Genomic DNA, 18963 nt, shown 5'->3' on the forward strand with positions numbered 1-18963 from the left:
CATGGACGAACTGGCAAACATTGTCACTCTGACGGTGGACGGACTGGATTACAGCGGCTGGAAAAACGTCGAGATCAGTGCGGACCTGGAGCGTCAGTTCCGCACCTTCAGCCTCAACATCACCTGGCAATGGCCGGGGCAGGATGCGCAGGTGCGCATCCGCCCGGGCGCTCGCTGCCAGGTGCGCATCGGCTGCGACCTGGTGCTCACCGGACATATCTACAAGGCGCCGATCAGTTACGACGGCAAGCAGATCAGCCTGAGCGTCCAGGGCAGCTCGCTGACCCAGGACCTGGTGGATTGCGCGGCCATCAACCGGCCGAGCCAGTGGCGCCAGCAGGATGTGCTGAGCATCGTCCGCGCCCTGGCAGGGTCCTACGGGGTTGGGGTCCGCAGCGAGATTGCCCCGACCAGCAAGCTGCACACCCACAGCATCGTGCCGGGGGAGACGGTGTTCGCCTCCATCGACCGTTTGCTGACCCTGTACCGGGTGTTCTCCACCGATGACACCGACGGTTACCTGCTGCTGGCGGCACCGGGCAGTGGCGGTCGCGCCAGCGATGCCCTGGAGCTGGGCAAGAACATCCTCTCGGCCAATGCCGCAATGGATTTTTCCGCGGTGTTTTCCGAATACCGGGTGATCGGCCAGCACAAGGGCAGCGACCAGAGCAGCGGTGCCGCGGTCAGCGAGGTGTCGGGTCAGGCCAACGACGCCAGGGTGTCCCGCAAGCGCGTGACCGTGATCAACGAAGCCGCGCAACTGAGTGCCGAACTGGCTCAGCAGCGGGCCGACTGGGAGTGCGGCACCCGCACCGGCAAGGCCCTGACCACCACCTACCAGGTGCAGGGCTGGCGCCAGAGCAACGGCGACTTGTGGAGGCACAACACCCTGGTGCGAGTGATCGATCCGGTGCTGGATGTTGACCGGGACATGCTGATCTCCAAGGTCACCTGGTCGCTGTCCGAGCAGGGATCGATCACGACTTTGCAGGTGGCGCCGCCCCACACCTTCGATGCCAACCCGGCACCCGCGAAAACCTGATACCCGCGTCCATCCGTAGGAGCCGGCTTGCCGGCGAAAGCGCCCTCACAGACAACGCCGAAGACCTGTTCACCGGCAAGCCGGCTCCTACCTCCCAAGGAACTCAGCATGAGCCTACTGACACGCCTGTTGGCGCGGGGCACCGTGGTGCTCGCCAACTCGGCCAACAAACTGCAATCGCTGCAAATGCGCCTCACCGCCGGCGAGGTCAACGACGACATGGAGCATTTCGAGCCTTACGGGTTCACCAGCAATCCCCTGGCCGGCGCCGAGGGCATTGCCACCTTCCTCGGTGGCGACCGTTCCCACGCGGTGGTGCTGGTGGTAGCGGACCGGCGCTATCGCCTGCAGGCCCTGGCCGCCGGCGAAGTGGCGATCTACACCGACGAGGGCGACAAGATCCACTTCAAGCGCGGCCGCATCATCGACATCGACACCGCGACCCTGAATATCCGCGCTAGCAGCGGCGTCAACATCGATACACCGACCCTGACCCAGAGCGGCAAGATCGTCTCCCAAGGGGATCAGATTGCCGCCGGCATCAGCCAGATCAACCACGTCCACAGCGGCGTGCAACCCGGCCCGGGGCAGACCGGCGTACCGGTGGGAGGTTAAGCATGTTTGCCACCTATGACCTGAAGAACGCCCTGACCCGGGCCGTGGAAATCAGCCTGTTCACCTGGCGCCGTGCCGCCGATGACGACGCCCTGGACGACGACCAGCGCTATGGCTGGTGGGGCGACAGCTTTCCCACGGTGGCCGACGACCGCATCGGCTCGCGTCTGTGGCTGCTGCGGCGGGTCAAGCTCAGCCGGCAGACCCAGCTCGACGCCGAGTTCTATGCCCGCGAGGCCCTGCAATGGCTGATCGACGATGGCCACTGCAACGCCGTGGAGATCATTACCGAGCGCCTCGACGCCCAGCGCCTGAACCTGCGCACGGTGCTGATCCTGGCCGACGGTGAGCGCCTGGACATCAACCCCATTCACAGTTGGCAGGTGACCTATGCCGTTTGAAACCCCTTCGCTGCCGGTGCTGATTCAGCGCACCCAAAGCGACCTGGCCAGCGATTCGCTGCGCCAGTCCGATGCCCAAGTCCTGGCCCGGACCTTGAGCGGTGCCGCCTTTGGCCTGTATGGCTACCTGGACTGGATCGCTGAGCAGATCCTCCCGGACAAGGCCGATGAGTCGACCCTGGAGCGCATCGCTGCGCTGCGTCTGAACCAGCCACGCAAGGCGGCTCAGGCCGCCCGTGGCAGCGTCAGCTTCAACGCCGCGGCCGGTGCCGTGCTGGATGTCGACACCCTGCTGCAGAGCAGCGACGGTCGCAGCTACAAGGTGACCGCCGCCCGCACCACCAGCGCCGGGCTCAACAGCATCACGATCCAGGCCGTGGATGCTGGCACCCTGGGCAATGCCGATGCTGGTCTGAGCCTGATCGCGGTGCAGCCGGTGCAAGGCATCAGCAATCCCTTCACCGTTCTGGCCCCGGGTCTGAGCGGTGGTGTGGCCGAAGAAAGCCTCGAGTCGCTGCGGGCTCGAGTGATCCGTTCATACCGGATCATTCCCCACGGCGGCTCAGCGGACGACTACGAAACCTGGGCCCTGGAGTGCCCGGGGATCACCCGCGCCTGGTCCCGACGCAATTACCTGGGGCCGGGCACTGTGGGCCTGTTTGTCATGCGTGACGACGACCCGCAGCCGATCCCCAATGCCGAGCAACTGGCGCTGGTTCAGGCCTATATCGAGCCGCTGCGCCCGGTCACCGCCGAGGTGCATGTACTGGCCCCGGTGATGCTGCCGGTGACCTACAAACTGCGCTTGACCCCCGACACCAGCGCGGTGCGCGCCGCCGTCGAGGACCAACTGCGCGACCTGCACAGCCGCGAGGCCGGCCTGGGCCAGACGCTGTTGCTGAGCCATATCCGCGAAGCCATCAGCAGCGCCACCGGCGAACAGGATCACCGCCTGCTGGCGCCTTCGGCCGATGTCCCGGCGGCGAACAACCAACTGCTGGTCTTTGGAGGTTGTGAATGGCTGCCATAAGAAGTGCCGCCCAGTACCAGGGCCAACTGCGCAGCTTGCTGCCCAGCGGCCCGGCCTGGGACCCGGAGCGGGTGCCGGAGCTCGAACGGGTACTGCAGGGTGTGTCCCAGGAGCTGGCGCGCATCGACGCCCGGGCCGTGGACCTGCAAAACGAAATGGACCCGGCCAGCGTCAGCGAACTGGTGACCGATTGGGAAAAGGTCATGAACCTGCCCGATCCCTGCCTGGGCCTGACCCCGCTGTTCGAAGACCGGCGCCTGGCCGTGCGCCGCCGTCTGCTGGCAGTAGGCAGTCAACGCGCCGCCTACTTCGTCGAAATCGCCCGTAGCCAGGGCTATCCCAATGCCAGCGTCACCGAACTGAGCACCCCGCGCATGGGCCGCTCACGTTTCGGTCACGCCCATTTCGGCACCTGGCGGGCGAATTTCATGTGGACCCTCAATACCGGCGGCCGCCTGCAACTGGGCCGGCGCTTCGGCGCGAGCTATTGGGGCGAACGTTTTGGCATGAACCCGGGCAGCGCCCTGGAATGCCTGATCCATCGCAGTACACCGGCGCATACCCAGGTGTACATCAACTATGACTAGAGAAGACAAGAACAAGTGGATTATCCGAAAAGTGTTCCCAGCGTAGGGCTGGTGAACGGCAAGTTTGTCGACGAGAACCCGGTGACCGGGCAAGTCGGCTCACTGATTTCCTCGGAATGGGGAAACGCGGTTACCGACGAATTGCTCAATGTGATTCGTGCGGGTGGGAAGGCGCCGGCCGAGGCCGAGCATGATCAGTTGCTGGCGGCGATCAAGGCGATCGTCCGGGATTCGATTCCGCCAGAAAAGATTCGCAGCACTTTGGCCGAGTACGGCATCACCGACGCCTACACCAAATCGGTGACCTACACCAAGGCGGAGATCGAGGCGCTGCTGAAGAACATGTCGGCCTTGCCAGTGGGGGCCATGGTGCCGTTTCCCAAGGGTACGGTGCCGGCGGGGTTCCTGGAAGTGGATGGCAGTGTGCAGAGCGCTGCGACCTATCCGGATCTGGCGGCTTACCTGGGGACGACCTTTAACACCGGGGGCGAGGGCGCGGGCAATTTCCGTTTGCCGGAATCGCGGGGGGAGTTTCTGCGGGGTTGGGATCATGGGCGTGGGGTGGATGCGGGGCGGGCACTCGGTAGCGAACAGCAGGATGCGTTGCAGAACATCACGGGTGAATCGTCAACGTTTCCCACAGGAAACACCGCGCCGCTAAACAGTTCGGGGGTGTTCAAAACGAATGCTCGATCTGGTGTGCCTACTGGTATTGCAGGAGGCGGGGCTTGGAGTTCTGCATCCTTGGACTTTGATGCAAGCCGAGTGGCTAGAACTGCTGCAGAAACCCGTCCTCGCAACCTGGCGGTCATGTGGTGCCTCAAGGCTTGGAACGCACCGGTCAACCAGGGAAACATTGATGTCGCTGCTCTAGCTGCCGAAGTTCAGAAGCTCAAGGCGCTATCGGGTAGCAGCTATCAGGGACTCTACGTTTCTGCGTCAGGCACCAATGCATTGATTTCCGTGAAGGCACGTAGCCTGATTGTCGGCAAAGGGAGTGCGGCACAGGCATTGAGTGCAGTGGACCTGAGCATCAACCTGCAAACCACAGGTCTGAACGGCCTTGATAGCGGGGTGGTTGCGGCTTCCAGTTGGTATAGCGCTTGGGTTGTCTCCAATGGCACTCAGGTCGCCGGTATTGCTGCGTTGATGCCGACAGTCCAGTGTTCGACCATCGTCGGTTCGGCAGTCGTGACCGGTATTACCAGCACTACGTCAATGCGTGTTGGAATGCCGTTTGGTGGGGCAAGCTTTCCGCCAGGAACCTTCATCAAGTCTGTCGACTCGTCGAGTCAGGTCACGGCGAGCGTGCCAGCGACCGTGACCGCCGTAGATACAACGCTGAGGTTTGTGTTTGAACCGATTATCCCCGCAGGTTTCATTGCGACGCGCGTGAGCGCATTTTTTACAGACGCTACGGCAAACAGATACCCACTGTCTTATGTACAGTTCGGCCGGAGCAGTCGTTACAAAGTTGCGTCAGGTTCGAATCTGGCATCCCTTCCAATGATGGCGTCGGGGGCGATGGGGGCAGCCACAGCTCTTGTTGGTGTTAGCATTTTTCAGTTTGTGCCACCAACGGCCACAGGTATCTGTCTTCAACTACTGGGGGCGACCAACAGCAACTCTTCAGCTGCACCAAACGCAAGTTACATCGGTGGTTATATTGGGCCCAATAGTCCACCGCTCAATAGTACCGGCTCTACTAATACGCAGCACAATACTCAGGGACGATTTCTGCTGGAAGAGCCAAGAGTTTACTACTGGGGAGCAGGCGCCGCAGGGCTGATGTGTTATGGCTGGGAGGACGATGTATGAGTTGGGCTGTACGAAATGATGGTGTTCAGGGATGGCGAGCGATAGGGACTGTTGATGAGCTATTTTCGAATGAAATTTATTCAGAGTTTGAGCCTGCACAGGTGATGCCTTCCCCACGCAGTATTGAAGAACTTTCTGTTCTAGCGAAGGTTCGACGAAGTGAATTGCTAATGTTTGCAACGCACAGAATGGGCCCATTACAGGATGCAATGGATATCGGTTGCATTACAGACGTAGAAGCCAAACAACTTTTATTGTGGAAAAACTATCGAATCAGCCTTAATCGAATTGAGGAGCAGGATTTCGTTTCGAGTGATTTTCAGTGGCCTCTGTCTCCAGATGAAATTTTGACTCAATAAACGCCCCGCCTCGCCGGGGCGTTTTCTTTTCCAGTTTTCTAACTATGTCCACACCGAACTCCGTCGGTGTGGATGAATGACAACGAGAGGACAGACGAGTGGATTATCCAAAGAGTGTGCCAAGTGTTGGGTTGGTTAATGGGAAGTTTGTCGACGAAAACCCGGTCACGGGGCAAGTGGGCTCACTGATTTCTTCCGATTGGGGAAATGCAGTGACCGACGAATTGCTCAACGTGATTCGTGCGGGTGGGAAGGAGCCGGCTGAGGCCGAGCATGATCAGTTGCTGGCGGCGATCAAGGCGATCGTTCGGGATTCGATTCCACCGGAGAGGATTCGCAGCACCTTGGCCGAGTATGGGATCACCGATGCGTATACCAAGTCGGTGACCTACACCAAGGCCGAGATCGAGGCGCTGCTGAAGAACATGTCGGCCTTGCCGGTGGGGGCCATGGTGCCGTTTCCCAAGGGGACGGTGCCGGCGGGGTTTCTGGAGGTGGATGGCAGTGTGCAGAGCGCTGCGACTTATCCGGATCTGGCGGCTTATTTGGGGCCGACGTTCAATACGGGGAGCGAAGGAGCAGGTAACTTCCGCTTGCCTGAGTCGCGAGGGGAGTTTTTGCGCGGGTGGGATCATGGGCGTGGTGCTGATAGCGGGCGGGTTCTAGGTAGCCTTCAACTTGATGCACTACAGAACATAGTCGGGGTGATACTAACTGATGGAGTAAACGGAAATCCTACAGGTGCTTTTCTATCTGAACCTGGAATTCCTCAGGCCGCAGCTCCTACGATTCCTGGAAACTCGAGTAAGCTCACATTCGATGCGTCTCGTGTTGTTCGTACGGCTGTCGAGACTCGTCCGCGCAACCTGGCAGTAATGTGGTGCATCAAAGCCTGGAACGCCCCCGTGAATCAGGGAAACATCGACGTCGCTGGCTTGGCTGCAAACGTTTCAGCATTAGACGCCAGGCCCCGTGGTCTGGGTGATGGGCAGACCTGGCAGAACGTCACGGCTAACCGTGTTTCTGGCACTGTTTACACAAACACAACGGGTCGGCCAATTCAGGTACATGTGGCGATCTCGTCCAACAGCAGCAGCATTTATGCCAAGGTTGGTGCCATAGACTTATCTTTCTCGGCCTATCACGCAGCATTTGTAGTGCCTGCTGGAGCCACTTATACAGTCACACTTGTCAGTCCTATTAATTTGTGCTGGTCGGAGTTGCGCGCATGAAGTACTTCTACAACTCCGAAACGAACGAAGTCCATGCTTACGATGAGGACGCCCCTGAGCACTTCATCCCGAGCAGCTTATTGCCAATGTCCGAAACGCAGATAAAAGCCTATATCGACAGTGCGACATCTGCGTTGCCTACCAAAGAAGATACGGAGCGCAACTGGCGTGATATCGAACTGACTTCGTTGAAGTGGCTGCGCGAGCGTCATCGCGATCAGCTTGAAATTCAAACCCCGACCAGCATTGATAGGGAGCAATTCAACGAACTGCTGGTGTATATGCAGGCGCTGCGTGACTGGCCGCAATCGGCGAGCTTTCCCGATGCAAATTTCCGTCCGATGGCGCCGTCCTGGGTGACCCAGCAGATTCAATAAACGCCCCGCACCGCCGGGGCGTTTTCTTATCCGACTTACAAACACCGACCATGCCAATCACTGAACAACAACTGCAACAAATCATGCCTAACGCCCGCCGCCAAGCGGGCGTTTTTGTTTCTCCACTCAACACCGCCATGGCCCATCGGCAGATCGATACACCGAAGCGCCAGGCGGCCTTTCTCGCCCAGATCGGTCACGAATCCGGGCAACTGCTATATGTGCGCGAGCTGGGCAGTGATCAATACCTGAGCAAGTACGACACCGGCACGCTCGCGGCACGCCTGGGCAACACACCGGAGGCTGACGGCGACGGCCAGCGTTATCGCGGGCGTGGTCTGATCCAGATCACCGGGCGCAGCAACTATCGCCAGTGCAGCCTCGGGCTGTTTGGCGATGAGCGCCTGCTGGAGTTGCCGGAACTGCTGGAGCAGCCGCAATGGGCCGCCGAGTCGGCGGCCTGGTTCTGGGAGCGCGGCGGACTCAATGCCCTGGCTGATCGCGATGAGTTCAACAGCATTACCCGCCGCATCAATGGTGGTTTGAACGGCTTGCAGGATCGCCTGCAACTCTGGGCCAGGGCGCGGGCGGTGCTTTGCCTGCCCGTGGTCTGAATCCCCTGCCTGATTGGGGGCTGATGGCCGCGGATCGGCAGGCCCATTTCTTTCACGGATAGCAGGAGTGGTTTGATGAACTTCAGCGGTTGGCTGGCCGTAGCCCTGGCGGCTGCGTTGCTTTATGCCCTTGGTTTTGTCAGCGGCGCCGGCAGTGAACGCAGTAAACACCAGCGCCTCGACGAGGCTCGGCTGCAGCAATCCTTCGAACAAGGCCAGGCCCTGGGCACGGTCAAGGAGAAGGTGGTGGTCGAGTACGTCGATCGCGTAGTCAAGGTCTATCAGGCGGGCGCCACTCTCACCAAGGAGGTTCCTATCTATGTCTCGAAAGCGGCTGATAACGCCTGCGTTGTGCCTGATGGTTTTGTCCGGGTGCACGACGCCGGCGCCGCCAACCTGCCCGTGGCCGCAGGCCCCAGCGTCGCTGATGGCGCCGCCTCGGGCCTTGCACTCTCTACCGTCGCCGCCAGCGTCGTCGACAACTACAGCCAATGCCACGCCAACGCCGAGCAACTGAAGGCGTTGCAGCAGTGGGTGCGTGAGTCTCAGGCGTTGTTGCAAGGCGCCTCGGCGATGCACTGATGGCCTTGAGGCTGGTATGAAAAATGGATCGCTGCCGCGGTTTGTGTCGGCACGTGGTGTGACTGAAATCAAATGGACTTGTCGATGTTAAAAGAATGCAGATGCGGTCATTGCAAACGACTTCTCGCCCGCGTGGGTGAGTTTACCGAGCTCCAGATCAAATGTTCCCGCTGCGGAACCTTGAACCATGTGAAGGCCTCGAGCCTCGAGCAATCGCCTATGAGCGACATGAGAGCGGACTTTTCCGCGACTGATCATTCGACTCAATAGGTATCAACATGGCTTGGATTAGATACGACTTTACCGATAACGGTTCTTCTATACTGCCTGCGCGCTATTACATGGCGCCGAACCAGTATCTGCAGTCCCCCAACAAGCGCTTCAAGTTGCTCTTTCAGCCTGATGGCAACCTCGCGCTTTATGACGGTGCTCAGTTGGCGTGGGTCGCCGATCAGAACACGCCCTTCACTAATGTGAGCAAGGGCAACAAAAAAGACCCCATGATGGTCTTCATGAACTATGGCTTCGTACTGGATGACCCACTGCGTGGCCGTATCTGGTCGACGACACCCAGCGATCCCACCATGGGCTCTCGCGAAGATGCGTCCTTGCGAGCGTTCACTCAGGTTCAGGATGACGGGAACATCGTCACCGTCGACACCATCCCTCACTGGTATGCGCCCAACGGTCGCGTGTTCACTCCGGCTGTCGGGGCGGCCATGATCATTGGTGGTACTACGGAGTTGGTACCGGGGCAGTTCTACAGTGCGGGCGATCACTCCCTGGTTTTCCAGAGTGACGGCAATCTGGTGGTTTACGGCCCGAACTCCAGCGTCGTCTGGGCGACCTACACCCAGAACAAAGGCGGCGTGAGATGCGTGATGCAGGATGACGGTAACCTGGTGATCTACGCAGCGAACAATGCCGTCGTGTGGCAAAGCGGCACCGCCGGCCGTCCCGGCGCCACTATCCGCTTGCAGGCCAACGGCAGCTTCACGATCGTGACCGAGCGGCCGATCTGGGCTCGCTTCGGGTACACCCCGACCATCAAGCCGCCCCGTGTCTTCTACCCGGACCACAAGTGGAAAACCGGTAGCTACACCTGGGACAACGTGTTCTAAAAAACAGCAATGAGCCCCGTGATAAGGCGGGGCTTTTGCATCTCTTCTTCGAGACTTCAGTGGGTTTGCTTATGTAGCTCGCCCATTGAGAAAGCCATGAGCTTCGACCCCATCGCCTTTGAGCGACATGAAAGCGGCACTCTCCGTGACCGACCATTCCATTCAAAGGTGAAAAATATGAACGCAGTAACCATGGGCAAGCACTTCATTACCGTATTCCCAAAAGGGATTGTGGAGATCGTTTCGGCTGCTCAAAACACGGGTGGCCTGATCATCCAGACGGGTTTGATCAAGACCTCGACAGGTGTCGTCGATCTGTATGTGGGACCGACCGGTTCTTCCATCTCCAATGCGGCGATCATCTTCTCTGGCAATGGCTCTACCATTTCCGGCAGCGACTCCGAGATTGTCATGCCGTACCCGATCCGTATTCCCGCGGGCCAGGCATTGTGGGCATATGCATCCACTCCAGGCGGTGCAATCGCATTGACCTGGGACTTGCTGGCCTGACCTTTCTGCGCAGGGAAGGCTGGTGAATAGTCATTGGTGCTTTTGTTCATTCCGGCAGGCTTGGGTAGCGGGGTGCCAGCGCTAGCTTCGTGGCTGGCGCTGTTCCTGGCGCGGGGCGGGACTGTTCGAGACCACCTCATCTGAAGCAGTGTTCCAGAGCCGTCCGGTTTCCTGACAGCTTGTCACTTGCAAGCCATCTTGCCTGGTGTACGGTAGGTGCACGCCAGCCCCATCAGGAGAGGATCGTGAAAGAAATTACCCAGCTTGCCGCTGAACTCGGCCGGCGTTTGCAGGTTCTGAATACCCACGTCACCACCGCGGAGTCCTGCACCGGCGGTGGGATTGCCGAGGCGATCACGCGGATCCCGGGCAGCTCGGCCTGGTTTGAGGCCGGTTATGTCACCTACTCCAACCGCCAGAAGACCCTGCAATTGAATGTGCCGGCCGATTTGTTCAATTCGGTCGGTGCGGTCAGTCGAGAAGTGGTGGAGGCCATGGTCCGGGGCGCGCAGGCCAAGAGTCATGCGCATTTTGCGGTGGCGGTCAGTGGTATCGCCGGGCCGGATGGCGGTTCTGCGCAGAAGCCGGTAGGTACGGTGTGGCTGGCCTGGGGCGCGGGAGAGACGTTGACCACCGAGTGCCGACACTTCCCCGGGAATCGCGATGAGGTTCGCCGACAAACGGTGAAGGCCGCGCTAGAGGGGTTGCTGCAACACGCTGCAGCAGAAATCGCAAATCAGGGGTAGGCGATCCTCGAGCGCTGTGGAATAATACTGGCTACTTATACAGGTGTTGGCCGTCAGGCCTTATTGATTACGTGAGGACTTTAATGGACGACAACAAGAAGAAAGCCTTGGCTGCGGCCCTGGGTCAGATCGAACGTCAATTCGGCAAGGGTGCCGTAATGCGTATGGGCGATCACGACCGTCAGGCGATCCCGGCCATTTCCACTGGCTCTCTGGGTCTGGACATTGCTCTGGGCATTGGCGGTCTGCCAAAAGGCCGTATCGTTGAAATCTACGGCCCTGAGTCGTCCGGTAAGACCACTCTGACCCTGTCGGTCATTGCCCAGGCGCAGAAAGCCGGTGCCACTTGTGCCTTCGTCGACGCCGAGCACGCGCTGGATCCGGAATACGCCGGCAAGCTGGGTGTCAACGTCGATGACCTGCTGGTTTCTCAGCCGGATACCGGCGAGCAGGCCCTGGAAATCACCGACATGCTGGTGCGTTCCAACGCGGTTGACGTGATCATCGTCGACTCCGTGGCGGCCCTGGTGCCCAAGGCTGAAATCGAAGGCGAGATGGGCGACATGCACGTGGGCCTGCAAGCCCGCCTGATGTCCCAGGCGCTGCGTAAAATCACCGGTAACATCAAGAATGCCAACTGCCTGGTGATCTTCATCAACCAGATCCGTATGAAGATCGGTGTGATGTTCGGCAGCCCGGAAACCACCACCGGTGGTAACGCGCTGAAGTTCTACGCTTCGGTTCGTCTGGACATTCGTCGTACCGGCGCGGTGAAGGAAGGCGACGAAGTGGTCGGTAGCGAAACCCGAGTCAAGATCGTCAAGAACAAGGTGGCTCCGCCGTTCCGTCAGGCCGAGTTCCAGATTCTTTACGGCAAGGGTATCTACCTCAACGGCGAGATCATCGACCTGGGCGTGCTGCACGGCTTCCTGGAAAAATCCGGTGCCTGGTACAGCTATCAGGGCAACAAGATCGGTCAGGGCAAGGCCAACTCGGCCAAGTTCCTGCAGGACAACCCGGAAATCGGCAACGCGCTGGAGAAGCAGATCCGCGAGAAGCTGCTGACCGCTTCGCCAGACGTCAAAGCCAATCCGGTCAAAGAGACCGAAGACGATATGGCCGACGCTGATATCTGATTGATCCAATGACCGCCGTACTCGATACCCTCGTCGCGGTGCGGCGAACTGCAATGGACCTGCTCGCGCGACGCGAGCACGGTCGAGTCGAGCTGACGCGTAAACTGCGTCAGCGCGGCGCCTCTCCTGAAATGATCGAAGCCGCCCTGGACCGTTTGACGGAAGAGGGTCTGCTTTCCGAATCCCGTTATCTCGAAAGTTTTGTTTCCTATCGTGCCCGCTCAGGTTACGGGCCGATGCGTATTCGCGAAGAGCTCAGCCAGCGTGGCTTGCAGCGAGGTGATATCGATCTTGCTCTGCGTGAGTGCGGTATCGACTGGCAGGAGCAGTTGCGAGACGTCTGGCAGCGCAAGTTTGCCGGGCAGCTTCCTGTGGATGCCCGAGAACGGGCCAAGCAAGGGCGCTTTCTGAGTTACCGCGGGTATTCCATGGACATGATCGGCCGCCTGTTGAGCGGCCGAGGGGTGGATGACTGAGGTTATACCCGCTGCATGATGCAGCGGGCGACGGTGCTTATCAGCTGACTTTGCTGGTTTCTCGCACGCGTTGGCGGGTCTCGGTTTGTTGCTTGGTCCAGTTCTCGGGCAGGTTGATAAAGTCGATCAGTTCCCGCAGACGGCCGTTGTCACGAGCGTTGAAAACGAACGATAGCCGCGCCAGATGGCTGAACTGAACTTCGTCGTGCTCCTCTCCTCTGTAGGCATGTTGCTGAAACTGGCCGCTCAAGCACAGGTCGGCGAATGCTGTCTGCATGTGTTCCAGCGCCTGTTCATTGAGGCTGTGGTTCATGCGGATGACAAACTCCTGCTTCAGCCAACGGCTGGAGTGGAAGTTGGCGTAGAACTGCTGGATTTCCTTAACTGCCTCTTCTGTACTGTGTACCAGGCGCACCAGCTTCATGTCGCTGGGCAGGATGTAGCGATTGGCCTCCAACTGGTTATGGATGAAGTCCAGGGCGCCTTGCCAGAACTGTCCGCCAGGTGCGTCCAGTAACACCACCGGTACCAGAGGGCTTTTGCCGGTCTGGATCAGGGTCAGTACTTCCAGGGCTTCATCCAGGGTGCCGAAACCGCCTGGGCAGAGCACCAGGGCATCGGCTTCCTTGACGAAGAACAGCTTGCGGGTGAAGAAGAAGTGGAACGACAGCAGGTTCTCCGTACCGCCGACGGTGGGGTTGGCATGTTGCTCGAAGGGCAGGGTGATGTTGAAGCCCAGGCTGTGTTCCAGGCCCGCGCCGTCATGGGCCGCGGCCATGATGCCGCCACCGGCGCCGGTGATAACCATCAGGTCCGAACGGGCCAGAGCGGCTCCCAGTTCCTTGGCCATGGCATAAAGCGGATGCTCGCTGGGCGTTCGCGCGGAGCCGAATACCGTCACTTTGCGCCGGCCCTTGAACTGTTCCAGTACCCGGAAGGCATGTTCCAGCTCGCGTAGCGCTTGCAGGGTAATCTTGGCGTTCCAGCGGTTGAGGTCGTCCTCGGCCATGCGCAGGACGGTGAGAACCATGTCGCGATAGAGGGGGATATTCGGGCTGTTGGGGGCAATCTGGTTGAGTTGCGCTTCGACCTGGCTTGTGAGGTCGACGCCCTTGCTTTGGAAATGACGAGTTAACAGGTCATTCGATTGGTAAGGCATTCAGCTTCTCCTTCTGCGCAGAACCTTGTGCACGACCGAAGTATTCGAACGTGCCACGACACAGCCTGTGTCGCTGCCTGCTCAGCCCAGCGTGTGAGCAATTCTCCTGTCCCGATCACCGCTGACCGTCGCTGGGCCGCAATCGAGGTATCCACAGAGGTTCTGCTTTCCTTTATTAAGAAAAAATTGCACTGCAAGACGTACAAGAACGGCCTCCTGAACCGTCCTGGAACAATCGATGGGAACCTTCGGACATGACTTGATCATGTGCCCATAAAGTCTTGGCTGGCAACCGCTTCTTGGTGAATTTACCAGCCTTGGCACCATTGGTCAGGCGCCAAGGCAAGGGCTCGTGGCTCTGATTTACTAAAGTGCAGCGCTGGGTTCAGGAGCCGGGCCCAGGAAGGGGTCGCGGCCATTCGTCCGTGCAAGCCGAGGGCAGGGAGGCAAGGGATGACCACTGTCGTGCTGGAAGTCGATCCGCAGTTGTACCAGCTGTTGCAAGCTGCTGCGGCGGCCCATCATTTGAGCCTTGAGGAAGAATGCCGACGCCGGTTGGCGGGGGAGGAGCGGCCTTCGCGATATCTGCAGGCCCTGGTGGCGGAGTTGCGCGCCGATGATCAGCAGCGGCGCGCGTCCCGTTCTTGATTCACTTCTTCTTTGGCGCTTTCTGAGAAGGGCAATCCGATTCCTGGAAGCGCGCCGAGGCTACAGGGCGATTGGTGCGGTTTTCGGTGAACTCGTAGCGCATGACTGCGCCTTTGGCCATCAGCTTGCGGTAGTTGGGGTTGCGGCAGACGCTGGCGCCCAGTTGCAAGTAGACGGCCTTGGGGTTGGCACGCATCTGTTCGGCGTGGCCGGCCTGGACGCTGAGGTGGTTGATCAGTTCCTTGCCTTCAACGGTATAACCCTGATCGAGAATGTTCTCGTTGACTTCCCGGGGAGTGCCGACGTTGCTTTCCGCAGCGACCTTCTCCAGCATTTTGCTCAGTTCGAACTCTTGCAAGGACGCAGCCTGGACACCCAGGGGCAAGGCCAGCAGAAGGGCGACGGTAGGGATGGTAAAGCGCAACATGAAACTCTCCTGGTGCAGTGACTGATGCTTCGACCAGCCACTCGACTGTGCGTTCAGTGGCGACGAATTATAGGGGGAGAGCTAGGAAGGCGGTACAGGTTTGAACAGATAGCTCTGATAAACTTGTCCCACTTTTTACCCCTTCGAGTTATTTCCGTGTCGATTCCTGTCCTTTGCCGGTGTGCTCAGCGATGAGCCATGCGGTATCCCGTTTACGTGATCTGCGCATGGCTCGTGCGGTCAAACCCTTTTTTGCACGGGGCTCACGGGCTGAGCGCTGCCCGCGTTGCCGAGTGATTCCCAGTCATTGCCTGTGTGCCTGGCGGCCCAAGGTCAGCGCCGAGTCGGCCATGTGCCTGGTGATGCACGATGTGGAGCCGCTCAAACCGAGTAATACCGGCTGGTTGATCGCCGATGTGATTGCCGATACCTGGGCGTTTCACTGGTCTCGTACCGAGGTCGATCCGCAATTGCTGGCTTTGCTTGCCGATCCGCAGTGGCAACCCTATATCGTCTTTCCCGGAGAGTTCGTGGCCCCCGAGCGAGTGGTCAGCGAGGTCCGGCAGCAGGAAGGCAAGCGCCCGCTGTTCATTCTGCTGGATGCCACCTGGAGCGAAGCCCGCAAGATGTTTCGCAAGAGCCCCTATCTTGAGCACTTGCCGGTGCTGAGCCTGTCTTCCGAGAAGCTCTCGCGCTACAAGTTGCGGCGCTCCAAGCGTGATGATCATTTCTGTACCGCCGAGGTAGCCGCTCTATGCCTGGAGTTGGCGGGGGACGAGCAGGTCAGCCAGGTAATGGATGCCTATCTTGACGTATTCAGCACTCATTACCTGTCGGCGAAGTTCCAGAAGGCCATCGATCCGCAGGATGAAGTGCATTCCCGGCTCAAGCCCTTTGTGTAGTGGTAGCCGTTACCTGGGATTTTTGCGGCCATAGTTGGGCCACTAGCATGCCGCTGAGCATGAGTGCACAGCCGAAGTAACCGCGCAGTTGCAGTGATTCATTCAGCAGCCAGGCACCGGCAATCGCGGCAAACACGGCTTCGAGGGACAGAATGATCGCCGCATGGGAGGCGATCGCGTCTTTCTGGGCAATCACTTGCAGGGTGTAGCCGACGCCGACAGCAATCACGCCCCCGTAAAGAATGGCCGGGCCGGCGGCGACAATCGCGTTCCAGTGAATCGGCTCCAGGCACAGCGCCAGGGCCAGGCTCACCACCGAACAGGTGGCAAATTGCAGGAAGGCCAGGCGAATCGGGTCGTGTCGGCTGGCGAATACTCCCACCAGGATTACGTGTGCGCCCCAGACAAAGGCGCCGATCAGTTGCAGCCAGTCGCCAGATGCAACGTGAAAGCTGTCGCTGACGCTCAACAGGAACATGCCCACCACGGCCAGCATCGCGCCGAGCCAAGTACCCAGGCCTGTCTTGTGGCCAATCAGCAGTCCCAGCAGCGGCACTACAATGACGTAGAGTCCGGTGATGAACCCGGCATTGGTTACGCTGGTAAACATCAGGCCGACCTGCTGCAGGTTGATCCCTAGGGCAAGGGCCAGGCCCATGAGCACGCCGCCCAACAACAGGCCACGATTGAGCAGGGGTTCGGCTTGGCGGTCAGCGGGCGTTTTGCGCAGTACCAGCGGTAGTAGGCAGAGTGAGCCCAGGGCGAAACGCAGGCCGGAATAGAGGAAGGGGCCGATATGATCCATGCCGGAGGTTTGTGCGACAAACGCTGAGCCCCAGATGACGGCGGTGATCAGCATCAGGACATCGGCACGCAATGCTTGGCTTCGCATGAGGGCTCTCTTATTAGTTAGCTGGCTAAGATGCCGCAAAGCTTCAAGCTTGACCACCCTGGCTTCGCTGGGCATGCTTGGCGCCGATTAGGGCGCCAGCGCTGTTTGAACCATCGTTTTGCTCAGGCTTTTCGCGGCGTTCGTGCTCTTTGGGTGTCGCACTCTGGCGAGCCCCCGTGTTGCTTGGGTGAGGGCTGAATGCATCAGTCCTGCCATGAAAAACAGGATCATTTGAAAAATGGCCACATACGAAATCCTGATTGCCGATGACCACCCGCTTTTTCGCAGTGCACTGCATCAAGCCGTCACTCTGGGCTTGGGCCCTGATGTGCGTCTGGTGGAAGTGGCGAGCATCGCCGAGCTGGAAACCCGCCTCACCGAAAAAGCTGACTGGGATCTGGTGCTGCTGGACCTGAACATGCCCGGTGCCTACGGTTTCTCAGGCCTGGTGTTGTTGCGCGGGCAGTATCCGCAGATTCCAGTGGTGATGGTTTCGGCGCAGGAAGAAGCGTCCGTCATGGTTCGTTCCCGCGAGTTCGGGGCCAGCGGTTTCATTCCCAAGTCCAGTTCTCTGGAAGTCATTCAGCAGGCGGTGCGCAGCGTCCTTGATGGCGACGTCTGGTGGCCGCCGCAAGCCTTTGAAGAAGTCAGTGTCTCGGCGGAAGCCAAGGCTGCCAGCGAAGGCCTGGCAAGCCTAACGCCTCAGCAGTTTCGGGTTCTGACCATGGTCTGCGAGGGGTTGCTGAACAAACAGATCGCTTATGAGCTGAGTGTTTCCGAGGCGACGATCAAGGCTCACGTGACGGCAATTTTCCGCAAACTCGGGGTTCGCACCCGCACCCAGGCGGCCTTGCTCTTGCAACAACTTGAGTCAATTTCCAGCCATTAACCGGCTGCTTGTTCACGCTTTTTTGACTTTGGTTGAACTAGCTTCCCCACTCCTTTTTCTTCAGTTGCTCAGCTTATGTCGCCTTTCAAAGGTCAAACCGGTCTTAAACGCATCCTCAACGCCGCGGGCTATTCGTTCGATGGCTTGCGCGCCGCCTTCACCGGCGAGGCAGCATTTCGTCAGTTGGTGTTGCTCAACGTGATCCTGATTCCCTTGAGCTTCCTGCTCAACGTCAGCCGGGTCGAGCGCGCGCTGCTGATTGCCGTGTGTCTGCTGGCGTTGATCGTCGAGTTGCTCAATTCGGCGGTGGAGGCAGCGATCGATCGCATTTCCCTGGATCGTCACCCGTTGTCGAAGAACGCCAAGGACATGGGCAGCGCAGCGCAGTTTATTGCCTTGAGCATGATCACTATCGTCTGGGCAGTGATCCTGATCTAAGGAATGCTCGGCAGGACGATTTCGTCGCTGCGCTGTACCCCGGCGGTAAAGGAACGGCACAGTTCGAGGAACTCGCGCATGGCTGAAGTCTGATACTTCTGTTTATGCCAGATGAAGTAGAACTGCCGGGCCAGATCCAGGCCCGGTGTTTCCACTGGCACCAGGCTGCCACGACGAAAGGCATCCCTCAGCGCCAGTCTGGAGATGCAACCAATCCCCAATCCCGACTCCACGGCACGCTTGATGGCTTCGGTGTGCTCCAGCTCCAGGCGGATATTCAGCGCGCTGCGGTGGTGACGCATGGCCTGGTCGAAGGTCAGTCGGGTTCCGGAACCCTGCTCGCGGAGGATCCAGGCTTCGTGGGTCAGCTCTTCCATGCTGGCGTGGCCGCGTTTGGCCAAAGGGTGCTGGGGCGCGCAAAACACCACCAGCTCATCCTCGACCCAGGTTTGCACCTCGATATCCGGATGACTGCAGTCGCCTTCGATTAGACCCAGATCAATTTCGTAGTGGGCCACCTGTTGCACGATATGCGCAGTGTTTTGCACATGGAGCTTCACCTGGCTTTCCGGATGCACCTGCATGAAGCTGCCGATCAGCAGGGTCGCCAGGTAATTGCCAATGGTCAGGGTGGCGCCCACCGAGAGCGAGCCGAATCCGGACTTGCCATTGAGCAGGTCCTCGATCTCCTTGGCCTGGTCCAGTAGTGCCACCGCTTGTGGCAAAAGCTGTTTGCCCAGGGCGTTGAGGCTCAGGCGCTTGCCGGCGCGATCAAACAGCTGGCAACTGGATTGGCGCTCGAGTTCGGTGATCGAGGTGCTGGCCGCCGATTGCGACAGGGCCAGAAGCCCGGCAGCACGAGAAACGCTCTCTTGCTGGGCGACGGCGACGAAGACTTGCAGTTGACGGAGAGTAAATCGCATATCGATATAACCGATAACCCTTATCTTAATAATCCAGTT

24 protein-coding genes and 1 pseudogene are annotated in these 18963 nt (G+C 59.3%); 21 read left to right on the forward strand and 4 right to left on the reverse strand.

Annotated elements, in window-relative coordinates; all coding sequences use genetic code 11:
* Position 1 precedes the first annotated feature (1 nt).
* The 17 genes and pseudogenes from P7C00_RS06810 to recX all read left to right on the forward strand — a co-directional run bounded on the left by P7C00_RS06810 (position 2) and on the right by recX (position 12646).
* Complete coding sequence (locus P7C00_RS06810) at positions 2-1042, forward strand: phage baseplate assembly protein (RefSeq protein ID WP_404938407.1); 1041 nt, start codon at positions 2-4, stop codon at positions 1040-1042.
* Positions 1043-1150: 108 nt separating this feature from the next.
* Complete coding sequence (locus P7C00_RS06815; RefSeq protein WP_123727696.1) at positions 1151-1657, forward strand: phage baseplate assembly protein V; 507 nt, start codon at positions 1151-1153, stop codon at positions 1655-1657.
* Positions 1658-1659: 2 nt separating this feature from the next.
* Complete coding sequence (locus tag P7C00_RS06820) at positions 1660-2058, forward strand: phage GP46 family protein (RefSeq protein WP_346635891.1); 399 nt, start codon at positions 1660-1662, stop codon at positions 2056-2058.
* A complete protein-coding gene (locus P7C00_RS06825) occupies positions 2048-3088 on the forward strand; it encodes a baseplate J/gp47 family protein (RefSeq protein WP_404938409.1) in 1041 nt (346 codons plus the stop codon). The genes P7C00_RS06820 and P7C00_RS06825 overlap by 11 nt, the downstream gene beginning before the upstream one ends.
* Positions 3076-3675, forward strand: a complete 600-nt coding sequence (locus tag P7C00_RS06830) for a putative phage tail protein (RefSeq protein WP_346635889.1) — start codon at positions 3076-3078, stop codon at positions 3673-3675. Before P7C00_RS06825 ends, P7C00_RS06830 begins: the two co-directional genes overlap by 13 nt.
* A 15-nt stretch (positions 3676-3690) precedes the next feature.
* Positions 3691-5493, forward strand: coding sequence for a phage tail protein (locus P7C00_RS06835; RefSeq protein ID WP_404938411.1), 1803 nt, complete (start codon positions 3691-3693; stop codon positions 5491-5493).
* Positions 5490-5852 carry a tail fiber assembly protein gene (locus tag P7C00_RS06840; protein WP_404938413.1) on the forward strand — a complete coding sequence of 121 codons (363 nt, stop codon included), beginning with the start codon at positions 5490-5492 and terminating at the stop codon, positions 5850-5852. The genes P7C00_RS06835 and P7C00_RS06840 overlap by 4 nt, the downstream gene beginning before the upstream one ends.
* Before the next feature lie 98 nt (positions 5853-5950).
* A pseudogene (locus tag P7C00_RS06845) lies at positions 5951-6791 on the forward strand (phage tail protein); the annotation flags it as partial.
* A gap of 289 nt (positions 6792-7080) precedes the next feature.
* Positions 7081-7461, forward strand: coding sequence for a phage tail assembly chaperone (locus tag P7C00_RS06850; protein ID WP_346635885.1), 381 nt, complete (start codon positions 7081-7083; stop codon positions 7459-7461).
* A 50-nt stretch (positions 7462-7511) separates the two neighbouring features.
* Positions 7512-8075, forward strand: a complete 564-nt coding sequence (locus tag P7C00_RS06855) for a glycoside hydrolase family 19 protein (protein ID WP_072451141.1) — start codon at positions 7512-7514, stop codon at positions 8073-8075.
* Positions 8076-8150: 75 nt separating this feature from the next.
* Entirely contained in the window at positions 8151-8657 is a 507-nt protein-coding gene (locus P7C00_RS06860; protein ID WP_404938415.1) for a hypothetical protein, read from the forward strand.
* Between the two features lie 84 nt (positions 8658-8741).
* Positions 8742-8927 carry a Com family DNA-binding transcriptional regulator gene (locus P7C00_RS06865; protein ID WP_404939925.1) on the forward strand — a complete coding sequence of 62 codons (186 nt, stop codon included), beginning with the start codon at positions 8742-8744 and terminating at the stop codon, positions 8925-8927.
* A gap of 8 nt (positions 8928-8935) precedes the next feature.
* Complete coding sequence (locus P7C00_RS06870) at positions 8936-9778, forward strand: putidacin L1 family lectin-like bacteriocin (protein ID WP_404938417.1); 843 nt, start codon at positions 8936-8938, stop codon at positions 9776-9778.
* 96 nt (positions 9779-9874) lie between these two features.
* Positions 9875-10288, forward strand: coding sequence for a hypothetical protein (locus P7C00_RS06875; protein ID WP_346635881.1), 414 nt, complete (start codon positions 9875-9877; stop codon positions 10286-10288).
* A 245-nt stretch (positions 10289-10533) separates the two neighbouring features.
* Positions 10534-11034 carry a CinA family protein gene (locus P7C00_RS06880; RefSeq protein WP_346635880.1) on the forward strand — a complete coding sequence of 167 codons (501 nt, stop codon included), beginning with the start codon at positions 10534-10536 and terminating at the stop codon, positions 11032-11034.
* 83 nt (positions 11035-11117) lie between these two features.
* A complete protein-coding gene (recA, locus tag P7C00_RS06885; protein ID WP_011059579.1) occupies positions 11118-12170 on the forward strand; it encodes a recombinase RecA in 1053 nt (350 codons plus the stop codon).
* Between the two features lie 8 nt (positions 12171-12178).
* Positions 12179-12646, forward strand: a complete 468-nt coding sequence (gene recX / locus P7C00_RS06890; RefSeq protein ID WP_194237500.1) for a recombination regulator RecX — start codon at positions 12179-12181, stop codon at positions 12644-12646.
* Positions 12647-12686: 40 nt separating this feature from the next.
* Here recX and P7C00_RS06895 read toward each other — a convergent pair whose 3' ends face one another.
* The gene (locus tag P7C00_RS06895; protein ID WP_346635879.1) at positions 12687-13805 is read right to left on the reverse strand and encodes an LOG family protein; all 1119 of its coding nucleotides are present in this window, start codon (positions 13803-13805) and stop codon (positions 12687-12689) included.
* A gap of 453 nt (positions 13806-14258) precedes the next feature.
* Here P7C00_RS06895 and P7C00_RS06900 point away from each other — a divergent pair, with 453 nt between their 5' ends.
* Positions 14259-14453 carry a hypothetical protein gene (locus P7C00_RS06900; protein ID WP_110594975.1) on the forward strand — a complete coding sequence of 65 codons (195 nt, stop codon included), beginning with the start codon at positions 14259-14261 and terminating at the stop codon, positions 14451-14453.
* Position 14454: 1 nt separating this feature from the next.
* Here P7C00_RS06900 and P7C00_RS06905 read toward each other — a convergent pair whose 3' ends face one another.
* Positions 14455-14880: a quorum-sensing-regulated virulence factor family protein gene (locus tag P7C00_RS06905; protein ID WP_194237498.1), complete on the reverse strand. Its 426-nt coding sequence runs from the start codon at positions 14878-14880 to the stop codon at positions 14455-14457.
* A 191-nt stretch (positions 14881-15071) separates the two neighbouring features.
* Between P7C00_RS06905 and P7C00_RS06910 the strand changes: the two genes are divergently transcribed.
* Positions 15072-15782, forward strand: a complete 711-nt coding sequence (locus tag P7C00_RS06910) for a tRNA-uridine aminocarboxypropyltransferase (RefSeq protein WP_110594976.1) — start codon at positions 15072-15074, stop codon at positions 15780-15782.
* On the opposite strand, the gene P7C00_RS06915 is transcribed toward P7C00_RS06910, so the two are convergent.
* A complete protein-coding gene (locus tag P7C00_RS06915) occupies positions 15766-16674 on the reverse strand; it encodes a DMT family transporter (RefSeq protein ID WP_404938420.1) in 909 nt (302 codons plus the stop codon). The two genes, P7C00_RS06910 and P7C00_RS06915, sit on opposite strands and share 17 nt — an antisense overlap.
* Positions 16675-16912: 238 nt before the next feature.
* On the opposite strand from P7C00_RS06915, the gene erdR reads away from it, so the two are divergent.
* Together erdR and P7C00_RS06925 are read left to right on the forward strand one after the other, a co-directional pair.
* Positions 16913-17563 (forward strand): response regulator transcription factor ErdR, encoded by a 651-nt coding sequence (gene erdR, locus P7C00_RS06920; protein ID WP_060837817.1) that lies wholly within the window; start codon positions 16913-16915, stop codon positions 17561-17563.
* 75 nt (positions 17564-17638) lie between these two features.
* Positions 17639-18001 (forward strand): diacylglycerol kinase, encoded by a 363-nt coding sequence (locus P7C00_RS06925; RefSeq protein WP_123727711.1) that lies wholly within the window; start codon positions 17639-17641, stop codon positions 17999-18001.
* Here P7C00_RS06925 and P7C00_RS06930 read toward each other — a convergent pair.
* Complete coding sequence (locus P7C00_RS06930; RefSeq protein WP_060842641.1) at positions 17998-18924, reverse strand: LysR family transcriptional regulator; 927 nt, start codon at positions 18922-18924, stop codon at positions 17998-18000. The two genes, P7C00_RS06925 and P7C00_RS06930, sit on opposite strands and share 4 nt — an antisense overlap.
* Positions 18925-18963: the final 39 nt, after the last annotated feature.

This window comes from Pseudomonas sp. JDS08PS003 (assembly GCF_045013505.1).
In the GTDB taxonomy this organism is placed as follows: Bacteria; Pseudomonadota; Gammaproteobacteria; order Pseudomonadales; family Pseudomonadaceae; genus Aquipseudomonas; species Aquipseudomonas protegens_B.

Excerpts from the sequence above, each read along its gene's own strand:
- P7C00_RS06810 (WP_404938407.1), top strand. The coding sequence starts at position 2 with ATGGACGAACTGGCAAACATTGTCACTCTGACGGTGGACGGACTGGAT.
- P7C00_RS06815 (WP_123727696.1), top strand. The coding sequence starts at position 1,151 with ATGAGCCTACTGACACGCCTGTTGGCGCGGGGCACCGTGGTGCTCGCC.
- P7C00_RS06820 (WP_346635891.1), top strand. The coding sequence starts at position 1,660 with ATGTTTGCCACCTATGACCTGAAGAACGCCCTGACCCGGGCCGTGGAA.
- P7C00_RS06825 (WP_404938409.1), top strand. The coding sequence starts at position 2,048 with ATGCCGTTTGAAACCCCTTCGCTGCCGGTGCTGATTCAGCGCACCCAA.
- P7C00_RS06830 (WP_346635889.1), top strand. The coding sequence starts at position 3,076 with ATGGCTGCCATAAGAAGTGCCGCCCAGTACCAGGGCCAACTGCGCAGC.
- P7C00_RS06840 (WP_404938413.1), top strand. The coding sequence starts at position 5,490 with ATGAGTTGGGCTGTACGAAATGATGGTGTTCAGGGATGGCGAGCGATA.
- P7C00_RS06850 (WP_346635885.1), top strand. The coding sequence starts at position 7,081 with ATGAAGTACTTCTACAACTCCGAAACGAACGAAGTCCATGCTTACGAT.
- P7C00_RS06855 (WP_072451141.1), top strand. The coding sequence starts at position 7,512 with ATGCCAATCACTGAACAACAACTGCAACAAATCATGCCTAACGCCCGC.
- P7C00_RS06860 (WP_404938415.1), top strand. The coding sequence starts at position 8,151 with ATGAACTTCAGCGGTTGGCTGGCCGTAGCCCTGGCGGCTGCGTTGCTT.
- P7C00_RS06865 (WP_404939925.1), top strand. The coding sequence starts at position 8,742 with ATGTTAAAAGAATGCAGATGCGGTCATTGCAAACGACTTCTCGCCCGC.
- P7C00_RS06870 (WP_404938417.1), top strand. The coding sequence starts at position 8,936 with ATGGCTTGGATTAGATACGACTTTACCGATAACGGTTCTTCTATACTG.
- P7C00_RS06875 (WP_346635881.1), top strand. The coding sequence starts at position 9,875 with ATGAGCTTCGACCCCATCGCCTTTGAGCGACATGAAAGCGGCACTCTC.
- recA (WP_011059579.1), top strand. The coding sequence starts at position 11,118 with ATGGACGACAACAAGAAGAAAGCCTTGGCTGCGGCCCTGGGTCAGATC.
- recX (WP_194237500.1), top strand. The coding sequence starts at position 12,179 with ATGACCGCCGTACTCGATACCCTCGTCGCGGTGCGGCGAACTGCAATG.
- P7C00_RS06895 (WP_346635879.1), bottom strand. The coding sequence starts at position 13,805 with ATGCCTTACCAATCGAATGACCTGTTAACTCGTCATTTCCAAAGCAAG.
- P7C00_RS06900 (WP_110594975.1), top strand. The coding sequence starts at position 14,259 with ATGACCACTGTCGTGCTGGAAGTCGATCCGCAGTTGTACCAGCTGTTG.
- P7C00_RS06905 (WP_194237498.1), bottom strand. The coding sequence starts at position 14,880 with ATGTTGCGCTTTACCATCCCTACCGTCGCCCTTCTGCTGGCCTTGCCC.
- P7C00_RS06910 (WP_110594976.1), top strand. The coding sequence starts at position 15,072 with ATGAGCCATGCGGTATCCCGTTTACGTGATCTGCGCATGGCTCGTGCG.
- P7C00_RS06915 (WP_404938420.1), bottom strand. The coding sequence starts at position 16,674 with ATGCGAAGCCAAGCATTGCGTGCCGATGTCCTGATGCTGATCACCGCC.
- erdR (WP_060837817.1), top strand. The coding sequence starts at position 16,913 with ATGGCCACATACGAAATCCTGATTGCCGATGACCACCCGCTTTTTCGC.
- P7C00_RS06925 (WP_123727711.1), top strand. The coding sequence starts at position 17,639 with ATGTCGCCTTTCAAAGGTCAAACCGGTCTTAAACGCATCCTCAACGCC.
- P7C00_RS06930 (WP_060842641.1), bottom strand. The coding sequence starts at position 18,924 with ATGCGATTTACTCTCCGTCAACTGCAAGTCTTCGTCGCCGTCGCCCAG.